Origin of the sequence: Nocardia carnea, from assembly GCF_029868325.1 — a bacterium.
Lineage (GTDB): Bacteria > Actinomycetota > Actinomycetes > Mycobacteriales > Mycobacteriaceae > Nocardia > Nocardia carnea_C.
Window position 1 is genome coordinate 1 of sequence record NZ_JARWNW010000001.1, and the last position, 2,239, is coordinate 2,239.

At 67.2% G+C, this 2,239-nt stretch carries 2 protein-coding genes; both read left to right on the forward strand.

From position 1 onward, the window contains the following. Window positions 1–202: 202 nt before the first annotated feature. Entirely contained in the window at window positions 203–1,156 is a 954-nt protein-coding gene (locus QH196_RS00005; RefSeq protein WP_280413679.1) for a catechol 1,2-dioxygenase, read from the forward strand. Between the two features lie 51 nt (window positions 1,157–1,207). Beyond that, window positions 1,208–2,080 (forward strand): alpha/beta fold hydrolase, encoded by an 873-nt coding sequence (locus QH196_RS00010; protein ID WP_280413680.1) that lies wholly within the window; start codon window positions 1,208–1,210, stop codon window positions 2,078–2,080. Window positions 2,081–2,239: the final 159 nt, after the last annotated feature.

Below are 2,239 nucleotides of genomic sequence, written 5' to 3' on the forward strand. Positions count from 1 at the left end.
GGGTGAGTGAGGCCAACCGGGTACGAAGCTCCCGGTGAGTGACGGCAGTCCTGGTCATTGCGACAACCAGCGTAACGAAACCCCGGGCGGCCACCGGCGGCGGTCGCGGCGGGGCGGCCCACTACTCTCCCCCTGGCTGTGCGGGGGGGGGCCCGTCCCCCCCCCCCCCCCCCCGGACCCTCGAGGAAGTAGGTATCGACTGATGGCGAATATTGTGCTGGGGGTGGGCGCGTCACACAGCACGCTGATGAACACCCACTGGGAGCAGACGACCCACAAGGCCGAAGCGCAACGTTTCCGCGACGGACTGTACGCGGCCCGGGAGCGGATCGCCGCCGCCCGCCCGGATGTGGTGATCCTGCTGGGATCCAACCATTTCCGCGGTTTCTGGCTCGATCTCATCCCGCCGTTCACGCTGGGTGTCGGCGAATGTATCGCCAGCGGTGAGTCGGGTACTCCGAAGGGGCCGCAGCAGGTCGATATCGGGATGGCCCGGCATCTGGCCGATTCCCTCGTCGAGGGCGGCCGTTTCGATCCGGCGTTCTCGGCGCGCCTGCAGATCGATCATGGCCAGTCGCACGCCATCCAGTACCTGCTCGCCGGCCTGGATGTCCCGATCGTGCCGCTGGTGGTGAATGTATTCGCGCCGCCACTACCGACTTTCGAACGATGTGCCGAATTCGCGGTCGCACTGCGGGAGGCGGTGGCCGCCTATCCGGCGGACAGCCGCGTCGTGGTGATCGCCTCCGGTGGGCTTTCGCACCGGCTGCCCTGGCCGGACTGGCGGGACCCGCACGGTGACGACGAGGACTTCATGGTGCGCGCATGGCTCGACGGCCGGGAGAACTGGGCCGATTACGACGTACGGCGGCGACAGATAATCCGCGCGGCCGAAGCCGCGATCTCCCCGGAGTTCGACAACCGGGTCCTCGAACTGTTCAGCCTCGGCAAGGCCGCCGAACTCGCCGGGTACAGCACTGCGGACCTCGAGGAAACGGCAGGCAACGGGGCACAGGAATTGCGGACCTGGCTGATGATGGCCGCGATGCTGGACTACATCCCCGGGGAGCGGCTGGCGTACGAAGCCGTCCCGGAATGGCTCACCGGAATGGGCGTCACCGTACTGGATCCCACGCGGCAGCCCGCCGCCCGGTGACAAGCACCGAATCGGGCCCCGATACTCATCACTTACCGACAAGGATTCGACATGACCATCTGGAACGAACTGACCGGCGTGGATTTCGCGCTGAAAACCGTTGACGCTGCCGGTATTCCCACCCGCGCGTTGCAGGCGGGAAGCGGGGCCGAAGCGGTGGTATTCCTGCACGGCACCAGCGGGCATCTCGAAGCGTTCGCCCGCAATATCGTTCCGCACGCCGCTCGGTACGAATGCCACGCGATCGATATGCTCGGTCACGGTTATACGGGCAAGCCCGATTACCCGTACGAGATTCCGCGCTATGTGCAGCACCTGCTCGATTACCTCGACGCGGTGGGTCTCGAGAAGGCACATCTGGTCGGCGAATCGCTCGGTGGCTGGGTCGCGGCGTATCTGGCCAGTGATCACCCCGACCGGGTGCTCTCGCTACAACTGCTCGCGGCGGGTGGCACTGTGGCGAACCCGGAGATCATGGAACGCATCCGTACCTCCACGACCAAAGCGGTGCACAGCGACGATATCGAATTGACCCGCGCCCGGTTGCGGTTGCTCATGCACGATGCCGCCGACGCCACCGAGGAGCTCGTGCAGGTCCGGCACCGGATCTACCACGAGCCGGATTTCGTCGCCAATATCGGCAATCTGCTGTCGCTGCAGAATATGGAGATCCGGCAGCGTAATCTGCTGCGGCCGGACCGGCTGGCGCGGATCAATGCGCCGACGCTGGTGGTATGGGGCCACGAAAACCCCTTCGGGGATGTCCCGGAGGCCGAGAAGCTGGCCGCCGATATCCCGGGTGCCCGGTTGCAGCTGTATCCCGCATGCGGGCATTGGCCGCAGCACGAACATGCCGACGAGTACAACCCGTTGAGCCTGGAGTTCCTGGCCGAAGCATCCGAACGAGCAAAATCGGCGGCATGATACTACGTCATCGGTCGAATTACCATGGGGCCGGGGGGGGGCCCAGGGGCCCCCCCCCCCCGCGGGGGGGGGGGGGGGGGCCCCCCCCCCCCGCCCCCCGGGGGCCCGCCCCCGCCGCGGGGGGGGGCGCGGCGGCCGGCCAGGCGCGCCGCCACCAAA

Bases quoted from the DNA above. Each gene is read 5' to 3' on its own strand.
- QH196_RS00005 (WP_280413679.1), top strand. From the start codon at position 203: ATGGCGAATATTGTGCTGGGGGTGGGCGCGTCACACAGCACGCTGATG.
- QH196_RS00010 (WP_280413680.1), top strand. From the start codon at position 1,208: ATGACCATCTGGAACGAACTGACCGGCGTGGATTTCGCGCTGAAAACC.